We start from the raw sequence: 16,393 nt of genomic DNA, 5'->3' as shown, positions 1-16,393 counted from the left end.
CCCTAACCAGTATGGGGTCAATTCAGTCGGACGCACTCGAGAAGACGAACTCGCGCAGCAGTTTTCCGGCGAGCGTCGCGGCCTGGCCGTCGTCGCGGTCGTTCACCTCGACCACGTCGAAACCACTCGCGTGGGGGGCGGCCGCTCGGACGACGTCGCGCATCTCGCGGGGCTCGAGGCCGTACGGCTCCATCGTTCCCGTCCCGGGTGCGTAGGCGGGGTCGGCGGCGTCGATATCGACGCTGAGATAGACGTCCCGCCCCTCGAGTCGACCGTCGGGCGTCCACGCGCCGACGTCCTCGGGTGGGACGACGGTGACGTCTGGTTCGTTCGCTCGTTCCCACTCGGCCTCGTTGCCGGTCCGGGCACCGAGGACGATCACCTCCTCGACGCTGCTTTCGAGGACGTGACGTGTCACGCAGGCGTGGCTCAACGGGTTGCCGTCGTACTCCTCGCGCAAGTCGAGATGTGCATCGAGACAGACGAAGACGTCAGGTTCGACGGCACGGACGCCGGCGAGCGAGACGGTGTGCTCCCCACCCAGCGTCAGCGGAATGGCGTCCTCCCAGACGACGTCGCGCACGGTCCCCTCGAGCCACTCGAGGTACTCTTCGGCGTCGTCCCAGGCGCGAACGTCGCCGTGGTCGTGGATGGAGAGTTCGGAGAAGTGTCGGCCGGTCCGGCGGTCGTAGTCGTCGAACGTCTCGGCGAACGTTCGCACGCGCCGAGGACCGAAGCGAGTACCTGGCTGAAAGGTCGTCGATGCGTCCAGGGGCGCACCAACGACCACGAAGTTCGCGTCCTCACGGTCGGCGGTCGCCCCGGGAAACATCAGACGATCTTTCGTTGTTCGTCCATCTCGAGGAACTCGATCTCGTCGTCGGGGGAGACGTCCGCGTCGTCGGGAACGCGCATCGTGAACGTCTCGTAGGTCTCTAAGTCCATGACCTGCATGTCGTCGTCGTCGACCGAAACGACCTGGCCCTGTTTGCGCTCGATGATCGGGACCCAGATCTTGGCGTCGACGGGCTGAGAGAACGAACGCTTCTTGCCATCGAAGACGCCCTCGGCCTCGACGCGAGCCTTGGCGCTGCCGTGTTTGCCCGGCTTCGCCGTGGAGTAGGAGTTGATCTTGCACGGGGCGTCGTCGATCATCACGTAGCTTCCTTCCTGGAGGTCGCGAACTTCTTGTTGCTGTTTCGCCATGCCTGCGGATATTCAACCGAGGGCCATAAACCAATTGAATCGGGCGAGTCCCGACGTCCGTTCCGGACCGAAACCACGAACGCGAAGCGAGAAAACGTCTTTGTGACCCACACCGTATACCGCCGTATGGATCCCCTCGCCATCGGGCTGGCCGTCGCGGCGGTCGTGGCCGGGGTCGCAGTCGTCGTCGCCGCCAAACGCGACGACGACCGTCGGGACCACAGACGTCGCCTTCAGAATCGGCTCGCCGAAACGCTACCGTCGGGAACGGAGACGCACCTCGAGCATTCGCCGACCGTCCGGGACCTCGTCGTCGTCGACTACGAGGACGGCGAGGCGACGTACGTTCCCGTCGTCCGGATCGACCTCGAGACGACTGACGCGCCGGGACTCGACTTGCTCGTCGAGTACGTCGCCGACGTCCTCGAGACGATCCATCCCGAACTCGAAGACGAGCGGGTCCGTCACTACGACGTCCAGTTCACGTTCGGGCCGGACGGCCTGTTCGTCCCGAGTGAGTGTCGCCGAATCGCGGTGCCGCCGACGATGGCCGAGCGACTCGTTGCCGACGCCGACTACCGGGCACACGACCTCCAGCGCGATCTCGAGGACGGCGACGACGGCGGAGCCGACGCCCCAGTGGTGTGGAGTGACTGTGAGGACTACGACGACGACGCAGCGGCGGCGGCCGCGTCGGCGGGTGGCACGGCGAGCGTGCCTTGAGCCGCGGCTGGCGTCCGGCCGTGGTGTGTGTTTCTGACGCCACTACGTGCCGTCGTCATCGTCGACGTCGGGCTCGTACTGCTCAAGCGCCGCGACGTCCTCGGTCGAGGGATCGTCGGGTAGCGATTCGATACAGGGAAAACACAACAGATAGCTCGTTCCGTCCGCGAGTTCGAGGATCATTGCGGTCCCCTCGCTGCCGTCTCGCTCGCCGAACGTCCAGAGGTTCTCGACGCCGCCTGCGACCGAGACCGGTCGGCCACAGCCGTCACAGGAGGGTTTCGTCATACCCGACGGTGGGTTCCGATCGCTGAAAGTCGTTTTCCCCGGACACATCCGTTTTGGGGGGTGCTACCGTAGGTCGAGTATGGAGGTGCACTGCGAGGGCTGTGCGGGCTGTTGTATCGACTGGCGACCGCTACGTGCCGACGACGCCCGCGCCGTGGAACACGAACGCCGCGGGCCACGCGAGCCGCTCGACGACGCGTACAACCTCGTCCCGCTCACCCGCGACGAGGTGCGGGCGTTTCTCGAGGCGGGGCTTTCGGACGCGCTGACGCCGCGTCTGTGGGCGGCCGAGGAGGACGACGCCGCCGCGGAGATCGACGGTCAGGCGGTCGCAACGATCGCCGGCCGGCCCGCTTTCTTCGTCGGTCTTCGGACACCTCCGAAGCCGGTCGCGCCGTTCGGACGAGACCGGGAACGCTGGCTCGAGACCTGCACCTTTCTCGATCCGACGACGCTGCAGTGTCGCATCCACGGCGACGAGCTGTTTCCAGACGAGTGTCGCGCCTACCCCGCTTACAACCTCGCACTCGAGCAAGAAACCGAGTGCGAACGCGTCGAGCGCGTCTTCGGTGGCGAGCGACTACGCGAAGACGATCCCGGACAGACGGACGGGCTCTTGCTCGGCCGAGGAGCGGTCGGCGGGAAGGTCTTCGTTCACCCCCGCCCCGACGACCTCGAGGGCGTCGTCTCCCGCATCGCACGCGGCGACCTGACCGACGCGGACCGCGCGGAGTTCGTCGCCGTCGCCGCCGCCTCGAGTCCCGGCACGCTGGCGATCTCAGAACACCACTACGAGCAGGCCCGAGAACGAGTACTCGAGACGGACTCGTGGGCTGGCCGGGCGGTCCGGGAGTGGCAACGTCGCGACGCGGCCGGCGAAGAGCCCGAGGCCGATCTGGCCGTCCGACTCGAGGACGCCCGCGGCGCGCCGGGAACGCCGGGCTGGGACGGACGCTAGTATGCAGACGCTCGTCACCGGCGCGACCGGCTTCGTCGGAAGCCGTCTCGTCCCCGCCCTCCGCGAGGCCGGCCACGACGTCTCCGTGCTCGTCCGCGACGCCGACGGCTACGACCCGCCCGCCGACGTGACCGTCTTCGAGGGCGACTTGCTCGAGCCCGACACGGTGGAAGCGGCGTTCGAGGGCGTCGACGCGGTTTACTACCTCGTCCACTCGATGGGACGTGGCGTCGGGTTCGAACGGCGGGATCGAACGGTGGCGACGAACGCGAGGCGAGCGGCCGAGGCTGCAGACGTCGATCGACTGATCTACCTCGGCGGACTCGGTGCCGACGACGACCTCTCCCCGCATCTTCGCTCTCGTCGAGAGGTCGAATCGGTGCTCGCCGACGGCACGGTCGCACTCACGGTCTTGCGTGCAGCGGTGATCGTCGGCGACGGAAGCGCCAGCTTCCGGATGATCCGCCAGCTCGCGACTCGGCTCCCGGTGATGGTGACGCCGCGGTGGGTCCACACCCCGTGCCAGCCGATCGCGATCGACGACGTGATCGCGTACCTTCGTTGCGTCCTCGAGGCCCCCGAGACCGCGGGCGAGAGCTACGAGATCGGCGGTCCCGAGGTACTCACCTACCGGGAGATGCTGCTCGAGACGGCTCGGATTCTCGGTGGACACGAGCCGATCATCGTCCCCGTTCCGGTGCTGTCGCCGCGGTTGTCGTCGTACTGGGTCCAGCTGGTCACCGACGTGCCTGCCGCGGTCGCCCGGCCACTGATCGACGGCATGACGACCCCGGTCGTCGTCACCGACCGCCGACTCGAGGAGCGTTGTTCCGTCGACCCCGTCCCGTTCGAGACAGCGGTGTATCGAAGTTGCGTCGACGAATCGGAACGAATCGCCGGGAGGCAACGGAGCGTGTGAGCACTGATGCCGGCACCGACGTCGGCACCGAGGAGACGAGCGTGCCCGGACCTAGGCCGACTTCGGTCGTCTTGCCAGCAACGATCCGTCGAGAATCGAACTGAGACGGTCGTCAGACACTAGCTCGACTTGATCTCCTCGAACTGATCCAGAAGCGCCTCCGCAGAGTCGCCGGCGTCGTACTCGACCTCCCCGTGGTGGATCGTCCGCTCGTCGTCGAAGTCGGCGTCGACTTTCGAGGCCTGCTTTTCGCGGCGCTCGTGTTCGTCTTCGTCATAGGCACCCATTGACATGGTAGATACACGCATAGGTAAGGCGTTGTCGAACATCAATGTAACGGTTGTTCACGTTCGTGCGCGGTCGGGCGGAAGACGTAAGCCGTCCTCACCCCTATCGGAAGACGTGGCACGGCCGCTTCGCTTTCGTTATTCGCCCGAATCCTGGAGCGAACAACGGGTTCGCCGACAGATACTGCAACCGCTGCGGAACAACATCGGCGCACGCGCCGTTTCTCCCCGGTTCGACGTCAACGGCGGCTGGGAGACACACCGCTTCGAGATGCAAAACGGCGACGTCGCGTTGTTCGCTCGCCGGGATGAGGAGGCCTACTGGATGGGCAACACCGAGACGCCCCAGTCGCTCTGGAAGACCGACAAGTACGGCTGGCGCGAGATTCCCTACACCGTCTCGCGGTGGGCCCAGCGCGAGCTACTCGCAGATCTCCACGAGGCGGACCCGTGGCTCGCGGACTATCCCCACATCTCGTGGTTTTTCCTCCCCGTGTTCATGTCCAAAGACGGCCGGGAGTCGACTCGGCGGTTCTTCCGGGAGTACGCCGGCGGCTTCCCCGACGCCGGCCGCCGCGAGGCGACGCGCTTTTTCGAATCGGTTCTCGAGACCGGCGCGCTCGATCCGTACCGACACACGATGTCCGGAAAGCTCGGCACCAGCAATCACGTCGACCACGTCCGGATGAGCGCCGCGATGGGCGAGTTCATCGCCGCCAAACTGCTGGTCGATGCCGGCTACGACGTCACCCCCGAGATCGAGGTGACGACCGGTCACTCGCTCGACTACCGTGCGGACGACGGCGACACCAGCACGCTCGTCGAAGTTACCCGCCCGCAGCCGCCGGCCGACCGCGCCGCCGCCAGTCCCGTCGCCGCCGTCCGCGAGACCGCCGAGACGAAAGCCACCGGCCAGCTCGCCGAACACGGCGGTGGTGCCGTACTCTTCGTCGACTGCTCGAGTTTCCGTGACGACGCCTGGGCTGCCGTCCGCGGTGAACGACCCGAGGTCAGCCATCGCCCCGCCGTCGTCTACCGCGCTCGGCCATCGGGCCACGTCGAGGGCTACAGCAAGGGCTCGGTACCGCTCGAGCTAGAGACGGCATTCGAGTTCGTCGACCGATAGAACCGAAACGCGATCGGTCAGAACGAGACGGCGTCGGGTCCGTACGGGCTGCCAAGCGGCGTCGGGTCGCGGTCGCTGTAACCGACGCGTCCGACGGCCTTGTTGCTCACCGCACACTGGACCGCAAAGCGTGCTTCCTCCGGCGACTCGAAGGTCTCGGAGTCGAGACGCGCGAGTACCTCGCCGACCGTCTCGGTCCCGTTCGGGAGTTCGAGGCTCCGGTCGCCGTAGGCCTCGATCAGTTCCTCTGTGGTCGCGGGGTACTCGTGGTCGTCGATGACCTCGCCGGTGCCGTTGAGCATCATACCAGGTACGTAGTGAACGATCATTATAAACATTGTCCATTGCACCCACCTAATGCATTGAATCCCCTTAGTACCATTAAGCGTCCTAGAACAGCACGCGAGAAGAGAGTCGTGGTCGCCCTGCAGCCCGCGTGAGAAACGGCTTTACCGCGGCCGTCCGTCGGCCCGATCATGCCCTACGCCGACCTCCACGTCCACACGACCCGTTCGGACGGGCAACTCGCGCTCGAGGACGTTCCCGCGGCGGCCACAGAGGCGAGCGTCCCCGTGGTCGGGCTCACAGATCACGATCGACTCCAGCCCCTCTCGAGTCCGGTCGTCGAACGCGACGGCGTCACGATCGTCCACGGGATCGAGCTTCGCGTCGAATCGGGAGACGGCACACGCGTCGATCTACTCGGATACGGCGTCGAACGAACTGCTGACCTCGAGCGAACCGTCGAGCGCGTCCAGCGCAACCGTCGGGAACGCGGACGGGCGATCGTCGACTGCGTGGAGGACCGTCTCGGTATCGATCTCGACGTCGACGTCGAGGACGGCTTCGGCCGCCCCCACGTCGCGCGGGCGATCGCCGACCATCCCGACGCCGAGTACGGATACCAGGGCGCGTTCGATCGACTCATCGGGTTCGGCGAGCCCTGTTACGTCCCGCGGGAGGTCCCCTCCTTCGAGCGGGGTCGGCAGGTACTTGCGGAGGCCTGTGCCGTCGTCTCGCTCGCTCACCCGCTTCGATATCGCGATCCGGCAGACGCACTCGAGCTCGCGGCCGAGCTCGACGCCGTCGAGTTGCACTATCCCTACGGACGGGCGGTCGATCGCGACCCGGTCGAGCGGGCGATCGACCGGCACGGGCTCGCCGTCACCGGCGGGAGCGACGCGCACGACGATCGGCTCGGACTCGCCGGTCTCTCGCGGGCGGAGTATCGGGCACTCGAACTCCCTGCGCCCGTACGATGACGGATCGACGGCGGAGAAACCGTACGATAACGGAGGGTTCAAACCGGCCGGGCTACTATAGTGGGGTATGAAGTGCCACTACTGCGACCGCGAGGCTGCCTTCGCCGCCGAATCCGACGGCATCAAGGTGGGTCTCTGCGAAGAACACTTCCGCGAGCGGTTGCAGGAACTCGCCGAAGCCGACGGTCTCGAGGCGCTCAAAGAGCAGGTCGACGTCGACCGCGCCGAGTAACTAGACCGTTCGTCCCGCGTCGACGTCGATCGCATCGACGGGACAGACGTCGACACAGAGCATACAGTCGATGCACTGATCCTCGTTGGTCGGCTCCGCTTTCTTCTCGCTTTCGGGGTGTCCCGGCGTCTCGACCCACTCGAAGACGTCGACCGGGCAGTCCTCGAGACAGGCTCCGTCCGCGAGACAGATGTCGAAGTCGACGGCGACGTGTGTCCCCCGGATGCCGAGGTCCTCCGGTTCGTCGACCGGCCCCCAGATCGCGACGCCGTTTTCTTCTCCGACTTTCTCTCGGTTTTCGTGGAACTGCGGATCGATAGCCATCGTACCAGTGATGCTTTGGCCGGGACCCTAAAAGTATGTTCTGCGTTCTTTCCCGTCCGTCGTCCCGACGGTTCGGGTCGGATCAGTACTCGAGCGAGAACGCCGCGTTGACGACGAGCGCGACGAACACGAGCGCGAGCAACGCGGCGAGCACCGAAAAGGAGACGGCCCAGCCGAAGAGGTCGGCGAACAGCCCGGTGGCGACGGAGCCGACCGAGCCGACCACGCCGTAGACCGTCCGGACGAGTCCGAAGCCGGCTCCGCGTTCGGTATCCGAGAGGACGTCCATGAACCGCGGGAGCAAGGCCGCTCCCCAGCCGAGTCCGGTCCCGACGAGCAAGACCGCGGTCGCGACGGCGACGGGACCGGGAACGGCGACGAGCAAGATGAAACCGGCCGACGCGAGGACCATACAGCCCGCGGTCGCGAAATCACGACCGTACCGATCCGACACCGCGCCGACGCCGACTTGCGTGATCGCCTGCACGACGAAGTACGCCGAGAAGACCACCCCGGCAAGTGTCGTCGAGTGGCCGCGGTATTCGACGAGGAAGGTCGGCAGGAACGAGGCCGTCCCCTGCCAGACGAACGCCGCTGCGATGGCGAGAGCGATCGGGAAGGCGACCCGCGGACGCGAGAGCAACTCGAGCGCGGACGCGAGTTCGAACCGCTCGCTCATCGGCTGGTCGGGCCGGCGCGGCTCGGTCGGGCGAATCCGCCAGGCGAACAGCGCGAAGATGGGGATCGCGACCACAGTTCCGATCAGAACCGCGGGTCGCCAGCCGTAGCGAACGCCGATCCACGCGGCGAGTGCCGGGGCGATCAGTCCAGCGGCGGGGCCGCCGCTGCTGTGGATCCCGATTGCGGTGCCGATGTCGTCGTAGGTCCGTGTCAGAAGCGTCGTCGCGACGCTGTAGTGTAAGCCTGCCAGCGCACCGAGTGCGAACGTACTTCCCACGAAGACGACGAAGCCCGGCGAGAGCGCAAGCGCCAGCGCCGCGATTCCCGTCCCGCCCACTGCGAGCAAGATGACCGGCCGTTCGCCGTACCGGTCGGCGAGTATTCCGCTCGGAAACTGCGTGAGAAAGTAAAACAGCCACAGTCCAGACAGGGCAATCCCGACGACCGTGTTCGAGACCGCAAACTCGTCCGTAACCGCCGGCACGACCGGGCTGATCGCCAGCCTGGCGACCATCGTCGCGAAAAAGGCGAGCGTACAGAGCGCGAGAACGGTATCCCGGTATCGCCAGCCCATGTGATCACGTCGTCGAATCTCGAGCGTACCCTCCGGTCACACCGCGTCGGCTATGAGCGTGTTGATCTCGACGGTGCCGGGGGAGACGATGTCACGCGCTCGAGCGTTACTCGAACGCCGGGACGTCGGTGAGATCGTGGCCGAGGATCAGGGTGTGGATGTCGTGGGTCCCCTCGTAGGTGTAGACCGTCTCCATGTTGGCCATGTGTCGCATCGGCGGGTAGTCGGTCGTGATGCCGTTGCCCCCGAGCATCTCGCGAGCGACGCGGGCCTGCTCGCGGGCCATTCGGACGTTGTTGCGTTTGGCCATCGACACCTGCTGGGCCTCGAGGTCGCCCCGTTCTTTCAGCTCCGCGAGCCGGTAGGCGAGCAACTGGGCGGTCGTCACCTGCGTGGCCATCTCCGCGAGCTTCTCCTGTTGGAGCTGAAAGCGGGCGATCGGCCCGCCGAACTGCTCGCGTTCGAGCGCGTACTCGCGGGCAGTCTCGAAGCAGTCTCTGGCCGCACCGACCGCGCCCCAGGCGATGCCGTAGCGGGCCTGAGTAAGACACGACAGCGGACCTTTCATCCCCGAGACGTTCGGAAGGACGTTCTCTTCGGGGACGAAGACGTCTTCGAGGACGATCTCGCCCGTGATCGAAGCCCGCATCGAGAGCTTCTCTTCGATTTTCGGCGTGGCGACGCCGTCGCGGTTAGTCTCGACGAGAAAGCCCCGGACGGGGTCGTCCTCGCTCGATCGGTCCCGCGCCCAGACGACGGCGACGTCAGCGATCGGCGCGTTCGTGATCCAGGTCTTCGCGCCGGTGAGGACGTAGCCGTCGCCGTCGGAGGCGCGCTCGGCACTGGTCTCCATTCCGGCCGGGTTCGAGCCGTGTTCCGGCTCCGTCAGCCCGAAACAGCCGACCGTCTCACCCTGGCCGAGGGCTGGCAGCCACGTCTCTTTCTGTGCCTCGCTCCCGTAGGCGTGGATCGGATACATCACCAGCGCACCCTGTACGGAGGCCATCGATCTGATTCCCGAGTCGCCGGCCTCGAGTTCCTGCATCACCAGGCCGTAGGCCGTCTCGGAGACGTTCGGCGAGCCGTAGCCCTCGAGGTTCGGGGCGTAAAACCCCAGCTCGCCCATCTCCGGGATCACCTCGGTGGGAAAGGTTCCGTTCTCGAAGTGGTCGCCGATCTCCGGCTTGACGCGCTCGTCGATGAACTCCCGTGCCGTGTCCCGGATCAGTCGTTCCTCCTCCGGGAGGTCTGCCTCGAGTTGTACGTAATCGAGCATGACAGTTTCTGGGACGGGAGCGGTCAAAAGCGCTCGCGTCGGCACGGACGGTTGCGTTCGGGATCTCGTTCCAATCCGTCACGCTCGGTACTTCTGTGACAGAATCCGACCGTTAGGCCGAGTCGCGTCCGCCGTCGGCGGCGACCGCCGGCGTCTGCACCTCGCGGACGTACTCGAGGAAGTTCTCGAAGACGAGTTTCGCCTGGCTCGTCCGCGCGTGGTTCTCGGGGGTGATGCTCTCGAGAACGCGTCGTTTTCGCTCCTCGTCGAACTCCTTGCGATGTACCAACTCGCGGGCCGTCTTCTGGTCGTACTCCGGATGGAACTGGACGCCGAAGACGTGTTCTTTGCGAAAGCCGTGGTTCGAGTACTCGTTCGTCGCGATCGGGTCGGCGCCGGAGGGGAGGGAGACGACTTCGTCTTCGTGGGAGGTGAAGGCGACGAAGCGGTCGTCGATCCCCGCGAGCAGTCGCGAGCCCTCGTGGCGCTCTACCTCGCTGTAGCCGACTTCGTAGGCGCCCATCGGGCCGACCTCGCCGCCGAGAACGTCGGCGAGCAACTGGTGACCCCAACAGATACCGAGGCAGGGAAGGCCGCGATCGATCGCGTCGGCGACCCACGCTTTCGTGGGCTCGATCCACGGCTCGTCGTCGTAAACCGACGATCGCGAGCCCGTGATCGCGACGGCGTCGAAGTCGAACGTTTCCGGGAGGTGACTGGCAGTGGCGTCGAACTCGGCGAGCGAGCCCTCGAGTTCGCGCCGGAAGTTACGCGTCGTGTTCGCGTCCTCGTGAGCCGCGTTGAGGACGGCGATGCGCAGCTGGCTCATGGGCCGTTTGTTGGTGTGAATAAAAATAGGCCTTGCGTCCGCAACCGCTGTTGCCGCCGCTCGAAATTCCGTCGACGACGATCGTTCCCGCCCGCGTGTCTGCCGATCAGCCGCTTTCGGCCACCGTCAGATCGGATAGTAGACGCCGCGGTCGTCGCGGCGAACCCGCGTTCCGGTGTCGAACCAGCCGTTCACGAAGCGGCCACCGTCGTCCGCTTCGACTTCGCGTTCGCTATCGTCCCCATCGCCGGATTCGACGCGGTCGACGGAGCCGTCCGCGAGCAACGGTCCCGACAGCTGGAGTCGTCCCTCGCCGGCTCCCTCGAGAACGCCGTCGTCGACGAGTCGCGCCGAGCAGTCGAGGACGGGCCGGTATCCACTCTCCGCGGCGTCGGCCGCGTCGACGACTGTCACGAGCGCGGTCGGACACGCGAGGTAGCCGCGAGCACCGACCAGCGAGACGCCACGTTCGAGGAGGGCGTTTCGGACGCGCTCGTCGATCGGCATCTCACAGACGAAACGCGAGACGGACGAAAGCGCCTCCGCGAATCCGTCGCGATTCGCGAGTTCGCGATACTCCGTCTCTCGACCGACGAGGACGGTCGCATTCGCGCGGCGGGTCGCCTCGAGGGCGTCGCCGGGATCGAACGCGCGATCGAGGAGGAGCGTTCCCCCGACGTAAAGCAGCGGGAACGCGGCCCTGAGCAGGCCGTCGGGCGACGACAGCGGGAGCAGAAGCGGCGCGCTGTCGCGCCGTCCGAACCCAAACGTCGCCGCGGCGGCGACGCAGTTTCGCTCGACGGCCTCGCGGGAGAACGCGACGACCGGCGCGCCGCCGTCGCCGTGGACGTACCACAATGGGTCGTCGTCGGCCGGCGGCGTCTCCGGCGGCGGATCGGTGCCGGCGTCCGCGAGGTCGGCGAACGTTGCGGTGTCGGTCGGAGCGAGCACGCGAACGAGGTCGCGCTGAGCCGGCTCGTGGACGACGATCGTCGGTTCGATTCGCTCGAGCGGGCGGGAAACGGTCGCGGGCGTCAGCCGGTGAGAGATCGGTGCGAACGTCGCGCCGAGCCGGCGGCAGGCGAACGCGAGGGCGATCGCGTCGATTCGGTTGCGACTCAAAACGGCGACGGCGTCGTCGGCACCGATCCCCGTCGCCGCGAGTCCGGCGGCGAGTCGTTCGGAGCGGGCCGACAGCTCGGCGTAGCTCACCCGACGCTCGTCGACAGTCTCGCTCGGGACGTCGAGCCGGGCCTCCGCGACGTCGACGATCGCCGTGCGATCGCCCCACAGCTCGGCCCGGCGTTCGATCGAGAGGGTCACGAACGACCCTCCCACGGCCGTCCAGTAGTAGCTTGGCGTCGGTTATACCGAAACCACGGCCAGTCTGCGGTTTCGCCCGTGAATCGGTACAGCAGACCGTATTACTCCTCGTAGGCCGACAGCGACTGGTCGGTCGCGTCCTGCTGGTGGCTCGTCGCCAGTCCCGCGAGGTGGGGCGCTTCGGGCACGATCAGCTCCTCGCAGGCGGTGGTACAGGCGCCCGTGCTCCCGGGCAGACAGAAGACCGGCGTGTCGGCGGCGATCCCTGCGGTTGCACGCGAGGCCATCGCCCGCGTGCCGACTTCCTCCCAGGACAGCGACCGGAAGAGTTCGCCGAAGCCGGGCAGTTCGCGCTCGAACAGCGCCGAGGTCGCCTCGGGCGAGACGTCGTCCGCGGTGACACCTGTGCCGCCAGTCGTGACCACGACGTCGACGTCACGGCGGGCGACCAGACTCCGAACCGCCGTCCGGATCGTCGCGTAGTCGTCGCGGACGAGTTCTCGGACCCGAACCTCGTGGCCGTGGTCTTCGAAGATTTCCTCGATCGTGTCCCCACCCGGATCGTCGGGATCGGTCTCGGCGGCGCGCGAACTCGAGACCGTCACGACCGCAACGTACAGGGGGTCGATGATGTCGTGTCCGTGTTCGTCCGTCGATCGGCGTTCGGCTCTGTCGGTGGCTACCATGACCAGGAGTCGACACGCCAAGAGCAAATAACCTCCCCCTCGAGTGATCCGCGGTCAGTCGTCGGATTCGGCGGCGGTGGGAGCGTCCGTAAGCGTCGAGACCGTGTACGTCTCGCCCATCGAGGTCGGCATCGGGTTGTCCGCGGTCCACTCCAGTTCCATCTCCTCGTCGGTGAGCAGGCAGTCGTCCAGCCGGTCGAGTAGCCGGTCGACGTCGAGGTCCCGGCCGATGAGCGCGAGTCGAACTTCGCGGTCGCCGTGGTCCTCGTGCCACTCGAGGTCGTCCTGGCCCTGTCGGTAGGTCTCCTGTTGTTGCTCGGAGAAGCTCGCGATCCACCGGCCGGTGACCTCGAGAGTGGTCTCGGTCCCGGCGTAGCTCATCGTGATCGCCTGGCGGTCGCGGCCGGCGATCCAGCACAGCCCCTTCGCGCGGACAAGTTCCGCGGGGAGGTCTGCGAGCAGGTCGGTGAACCGCCCGGGGTGGAACGGACGGACGCGGTGGTAGGTGTCGACGGCGATGCCGTACTCCTCGGGTGGGTGGGTGTGGTCGTGGTCACCGTGTCCGTGATCGTGGTCGTGGTCGTGGTCGTGGTCGTGGTCGTGGTCGTGGTCGTGGTCGTGGTGACCGTGCCCGTGATCCGGCCCATCTCCCTCCTCGACCGCCCGCTTCCAGCCCGCGGACTGGCGGGCCGCCTCGAGGTCGAACCGGTCGCTCTCGAGGATCGTCCCCGGATCGAGGTCGCCGTACGCCGTCGTCACGACCTCCGCGCGGGGCTGGAGCGTCTCGAGTAGTGCGACCACCCGGTCGCGTTCGGCGTCGGTGACGAGGTCGCACTTGTTGACGACGAGCAGATCACAGAACTCGACCTGCTCGAGCAGCAGGTCCGCGATCGGCTTGCGGCCGTCCTCGTCCGGGCCTTCCCGGACCGGCTCGCCGCCCTCGGCGAAGGTGTCGTGGAACTGCCGGGCGTCGACGACGGTGACGACGGCGTCGAGGTCGTAGGGCCCGCCCGCGGGACCGCGGACGAACTGGTGGGCGATCGACTCGGGCTCGCCCACGCCGGAGGCCTCGACCACGAGCGCGTCGAACTCGTACTGCTTCCAGAGTCGCACGACCGACCGGGAGAGCTCCCCGCCGAGGCTACAGCAGATACAGCCGTTCTCGAGGGCGACCACTTCGTCGCCGTCCTCGAGGTCGGTCCGGGCCTCGACGAGGTCGGCGTCGACGTTGACGTCACCGAAGTCGTTGACGACGACGGCGATCTCGCGATCGGCGGCCTCGAGCAGGCTCGTAAGCAGCGTCGTCTTTCCTGCGCCGAGTCCCCCACAGAGTACAGTGACCGGTACTGCCATCACTCGGTCGTAAGCGCGCGTTCACGTCCCTCTTGCGGTTCGAACGGATCGGGGTAGGTCTCCCAGTCCTCGTTCATCTCGGCGTCGGTGAGCAGACAGTCGTCCAGCCGGTCGATCAGCCCTGACTCGTCGAACTCGCGGCCGATGAACACGAGCCGGGTCAGCCGGTCGCCCCACTGCTCGTCCCAGTCGTCCCTGAGACCGGGACGGGCCGCGAAGTACTGCTCCCGTTCGGCCTCGGGGAGTGTCGCGAGCCACTCTCCGGCGGGGCCGGCACGGACCGACGTCCCCGACTTGTTCATCCCCATCGCGACGTCCTCCCGGCCCGCACTCCAGAAGAAGCCTTTCGCACGGATCACCGCGTCCGGCAGGTCCTGAAACAGCGAGCCGATCCGCGTCGGATGGAACGGTCGCCGTCGCTCGTAGACGAACGACGTGACGCCGTGTTCCGCCTTCGGGTCGTGGTGGTGGTCGTGTGTGAGTTCGTGTTTCCAGCCCGCGGACTGTTTCGCCTCGGCGAAGTCGAACCGGCCCGTCCCCAGGATCTCGCCGGGATCGACGTCGCCGAACGACGTCCGGACGACCTCCGCGCGGGGCTGGAGTCGCTCGAGGACGGCCTCGATCTCCGCGAGGTCGTCGTCGGGGACGAGGTCGCACTTGTTGAGCACGAGGACGTCACAGAACTCGATCTGATCGAGCAGGGCCTCCTCGGGGACGCGGCCGGGTTCGGCCTCCAGCTCCCCGCTCGTGAGTGTCGTCCCGGCGTCGAACGACTCCCAGAAGCTGAACGCGTCGACGACGGTCACCATCGTGTCGAGTTCGTAGACGTCCGTCGGGTCGAACGCCGCGTCGTCGACGCCGAGTGCGAACGTCTGGGCGACCGGGATCGGCTCGGAGATGCCCGAGGATTCGACGAGCAGGTAGTCGAACTCCCGCCTGTCGGCGAGTTTGCCCACCGCCTCGAGCATGTCGCCACGGAGCCGACAGCAGATACAGCCGTTCGAGAGTTCGACGATCTCCTCGTCGCCACCCAGGTCCGACTGCTGGGCGACGCGTTCCGCGTCGACGTTGACCTCGCCCATGTCGTTGACGACGACGGCGGCCTCGAGGTCGTGGTCGGCGGTCAGCACGTGGTTGAGCAGCGTTGTCTTCCCCGCGCCGAGACTCCCGCTCAGGACGGTTACCGGAATCGGGTCGTCGGTCATGGATCGCTACAGTGTATGATCTCGACGACTGTTAATGTTAGTTATTATGTGGTAGCTCGGATTTGAATAACAACAACTAATATCTATAGTAGATAGATTAATATATGCCCGTCGTTAGCGTCTCGATGCCCGACGAGCTCGTCGAACGGCTCGACGAGTTCGCGGCCGAACACGACTACACCGGTCGCAGCGACCTCGTTCGTGACGGCATCCGCACCCATCTCGAGGAGTTCGACGACCACCGGCTCGAGAACCGGCTCCTCGCTGGCGTCGTCTGTGCGTGCTACGCGTTCGGCTCGAGCGACGTCGACCGGCGGCTCACCCGGCTCCGTCACGACTACGACGACGCCATCACCGCGACCGATCACAGCCACGTCGGCGACTCCTGTCTCGAGCTGTTCGTCCTCGAGGGCGATCTCGAGTGCGTCGAGACGGTCGTTCGACAGCTCCAGTCGGTCGACGGCGTCGAGGCCGTCGACACCTCGCTGGTCCCGCTCGAGGCCGGCGACGACTGTCGGCCGGAGTAGGCACGGGCAGGTCGGAACAGCCAAACGCGTCGGCCCCGATCGATCACGCATGCACAGACGAACGGTGCTGTCCGTCTGCGGGGGTGGGCTGGCGGCCGGCGTCGCCGGCTGTCTCGACGGTGGGTCGCCGTCGGGAGACGGGGACGAGCCGGACGATGCCACGGGGAACGGCGACGATGGCGATAGCGATGGCGGTGACGCCGGTGGCGGTGACGCCGCCTCTCCCGATGGCGACGGCGAGGACGCACCCGGACTCCTCGAGCCCGACGAGATCGACGGAGAGGTGCTGGTCGAGCGCGACCTCGAGGGTTCCACCATCGACTCCCTGCACCTCGCGGAGGGCGACGTCCTGATCGCCGCCTTCGAGTCCGACGACGGCGGCGGGGCGTTCCTCGAGCTCACGGCCGGCGAATCGAGCCTCCTCGGACGGGACCGCGGATCGACGATCCGGCTCGAGGCGACCGTCCGCTCGGAGCCGGGCGTTACCTACAGCGTCTTTCCGACGTCCCCGGACGGCTTCTCGACGGGGACGTTCCAGCTCCTGCGTCAGGAACGTGCCGACGGCTGATCCGATCGCTCTTGCCGACTCCGGGGAAACGGACGACCGCCCCCAC

The 16,393-nt window shown here is 66.8% G+C and carries 21 protein-coding genes; 8 read left to right on the top strand and 13 right to left on the bottom strand.

The annotated features are described in order from the left end of the window. Positions 1–22: 22 nt before the first annotated feature. Entirely contained in the window at positions 23–832 is an 810-nt protein-coding gene (gene speB / locus QQ977_RS13510; protein WP_285926300.1) for an agmatinase, read from the bottom strand. Next, positions 832–1,206, bottom strand: a complete 375-nt coding sequence (locus tag QQ977_RS13505) for a translation initiation factor IF-5A (protein ID WP_285926299.1) — start codon at positions 1,204–1,206, stop codon at positions 832–834. The genes speB and QQ977_RS13505 overlap by 1 nt, the downstream gene beginning before the upstream one ends. A 126-nt stretch (positions 1,207–1,332) precedes the next feature. Between QQ977_RS13505 and QQ977_RS13500 the strand changes: the two genes are divergently transcribed. Then, the gene (locus QQ977_RS13500; protein ID WP_285926298.1) at positions 1,333–1,929 is read left to right on the top strand and encodes a hypothetical protein; all 597 of its coding nucleotides are present in this window, start codon (positions 1,333–1,335) and stop codon (positions 1,927–1,929) included. A gap of 42 nt (positions 1,930–1,971) precedes the next feature. On the opposite strand, the gene QQ977_RS13495 is transcribed toward QQ977_RS13500, so the two are convergent. Then, positions 1,972–2,217, bottom strand: a complete 246-nt coding sequence (locus QQ977_RS13495) for a DUF7561 family protein (RefSeq protein ID WP_285926297.1) — start codon at positions 2,215–2,217, stop codon at positions 1,972–1,974. A 79-nt stretch (positions 2,218–2,296) separates the two neighbouring features. Between QQ977_RS13495 and QQ977_RS13490 the strand changes: the two genes are divergently transcribed. Both QQ977_RS13490 and QQ977_RS13485 read left to right on the top strand, forming a co-directional pair. Then, on the top strand, positions 2,297–3,175 hold the full coding sequence (locus QQ977_RS13490) for a YkgJ family cysteine cluster protein (RefSeq protein ID WP_285926296.1): 879 nt from the start codon (positions 2,297–2,299) through the stop codon (positions 3,173–3,175). Position 3,176: 1 nt separating this feature from the next. Beyond that, positions 3,177–4,094 (top strand): NAD(P)H-binding protein, encoded by a 918-nt coding sequence (locus QQ977_RS13485; RefSeq protein ID WP_285926295.1) that lies wholly within the window; start codon positions 3,177–3,179, stop codon positions 4,092–4,094. Between the two features lie 119 nt (positions 4,095–4,213). Here QQ977_RS13485 and QQ977_RS13480 read toward each other — a convergent pair whose 3' ends face one another. Beyond that, on the bottom strand, positions 4,214–4,387 hold the full coding sequence (locus QQ977_RS13480) for a DUF5786 family protein (protein WP_285926294.1): 174 nt from the start codon (positions 4,385–4,387) through the stop codon (positions 4,214–4,216). A 109-nt stretch (positions 4,388–4,496) separates the two neighbouring features. Between QQ977_RS13480 and QQ977_RS13475 the strand changes: the two genes are divergently transcribed. Continuing rightward, positions 4,497–5,507: a DUF5784 family protein gene (locus QQ977_RS13475; RefSeq protein ID WP_285926293.1), complete on the top strand. Its 1,011-nt coding sequence runs from the start codon at positions 4,497–4,499 to the stop codon at positions 5,505–5,507. A 17-nt stretch (positions 5,508–5,524) separates the two neighbouring features. On the opposite strand, the gene QQ977_RS13470 is transcribed toward QQ977_RS13475, so the two are convergent. Continuing rightward, positions 5,525–5,812, bottom strand: coding sequence for a DUF5789 family protein (locus QQ977_RS13470; protein ID WP_285926292.1), 288 nt, complete (start codon positions 5,810–5,812; stop codon positions 5,525–5,527). A gap of 171 nt (positions 5,813–5,983) precedes the next feature. On the opposite strand from QQ977_RS13470, the gene QQ977_RS13465 reads away from it, so the two are divergent. Both QQ977_RS13465 and QQ977_RS13460 read left to right on the top strand, forming a co-directional pair. Beyond that, positions 5,984–6,769: a PHP domain-containing protein gene (locus QQ977_RS13465; protein ID WP_285926291.1), complete on the top strand. Its 786-nt coding sequence runs from the start codon at positions 5,984–5,986 to the stop codon at positions 6,767–6,769. A 67-nt stretch (positions 6,770–6,836) separates the two neighbouring features. After that, positions 6,837–7,001 (top strand): DUF6757 family protein, encoded by a 165-nt coding sequence (locus QQ977_RS13460; protein WP_285926290.1) that lies wholly within the window; start codon positions 6,837–6,839, stop codon positions 6,999–7,001. Here QQ977_RS13460 and QQ977_RS13455 read toward each other — a convergent pair whose 3' ends face one another. From QQ977_RS13455 to QQ977_RS13420, 8 genes are all read right to left on the bottom strand, one after another. Beyond that, on the bottom strand, positions 7,002–7,325 hold the full coding sequence (locus QQ977_RS13455; RefSeq protein ID WP_285926289.1) for a 4Fe-4S dicluster domain-containing protein: 324 nt from the start codon (positions 7,323–7,325) through the stop codon (positions 7,002–7,004). It lies immediately after the preceding gene. Positions 7,326–7,407: 82 nt separating this feature from the next. Further along, positions 7,408–8,580, bottom strand: coding sequence for an MFS transporter (locus QQ977_RS13450; protein ID WP_285926288.1), 1,173 nt, complete (start codon positions 8,578–8,580; stop codon positions 7,408–7,410). A gap of 106 nt (positions 8,581–8,686) precedes the next feature. Next, positions 8,687–9,856 (bottom strand): acyl-CoA dehydrogenase family protein, encoded by a 1,170-nt coding sequence (locus tag QQ977_RS13445; RefSeq protein ID WP_285926287.1) that lies wholly within the window; start codon positions 9,854–9,856, stop codon positions 8,687–8,689. A gap of 112 nt (positions 9,857–9,968) precedes the next feature. Then, positions 9,969–10,685 carry a type 1 glutamine amidotransferase gene (locus tag QQ977_RS13440; RefSeq protein WP_285926286.1) on the bottom strand — a complete coding sequence of 239 codons (717 nt, stop codon included), beginning with the start codon at positions 10,683–10,685 and terminating at the stop codon, positions 9,969–9,971. Positions 10,686–10,811: 126 nt separating this feature from the next. Continuing rightward, on the bottom strand, positions 10,812–12,008 hold the full coding sequence (locus QQ977_RS13435; protein ID WP_285926285.1) for an AMP-binding protein: 1,197 nt from the start codon (positions 12,006–12,008) through the stop codon (positions 10,812–10,814). Positions 12,009–12,109: 101 nt separating this feature from the next. Further along, the gene (locus tag QQ977_RS13430; protein WP_285926284.1) at positions 12,110–12,694 is read right to left on the bottom strand and encodes a MogA/MoaB family molybdenum cofactor biosynthesis protein; all 585 of its coding nucleotides are present in this window, start codon (positions 12,692–12,694) and stop codon (positions 12,110–12,112) included. Positions 12,695–12,748: 54 nt separating this feature from the next. After that, complete coding sequence (locus tag QQ977_RS13425) at positions 12,749–14,047, bottom strand: CobW family GTP-binding protein (protein ID WP_285926283.1); 1,299 nt, start codon at positions 14,045–14,047, stop codon at positions 12,749–12,751. Continuing rightward, the gene (locus QQ977_RS13420; RefSeq protein WP_285926282.1) at positions 14,047–15,252 is read right to left on the bottom strand and encodes a GTP-binding protein; all 1,206 of its coding nucleotides are present in this window, start codon (positions 15,250–15,252) and stop codon (positions 14,047–14,049) included. Before QQ977_RS13420 ends, QQ977_RS13425 begins: the two co-directional genes overlap by 1 nt. A gap of 104 nt (positions 15,253–15,356) precedes the next feature. On the opposite strand from QQ977_RS13420, the gene QQ977_RS13415 reads away from it, so the two are divergent. Together QQ977_RS13415 and QQ977_RS13410 are read left to right on the top strand one after the other, a co-directional pair. Next, complete coding sequence (locus QQ977_RS13415; protein ID WP_285926281.1) at positions 15,357–15,779, top strand: CopG family ribbon-helix-helix protein; 423 nt, start codon at positions 15,357–15,359, stop codon at positions 15,777–15,779. Positions 15,780–15,828: 49 nt separating this feature from the next. Continuing rightward, on the top strand, positions 15,829–16,347 hold the full coding sequence (locus QQ977_RS13410) for a hypothetical protein (protein WP_285926280.1): 519 nt from the start codon (positions 15,829–15,831) through the stop codon (positions 16,345–16,347). Positions 16,348–16,393: the final 46 nt, after the last annotated feature.

The sequence above is a fragment of the Natrialbaceae archaeon AArc-T1-2 genome, from assembly GCF_030273315.1.
GTDB lineage: Archaea > Halobacteriota > Halobacteria > Halobacteriales > Natrialbaceae > Tc-Br11-E2g1.
This window is presented reverse-complemented; position numbering and strand designations above follow the sequence as displayed.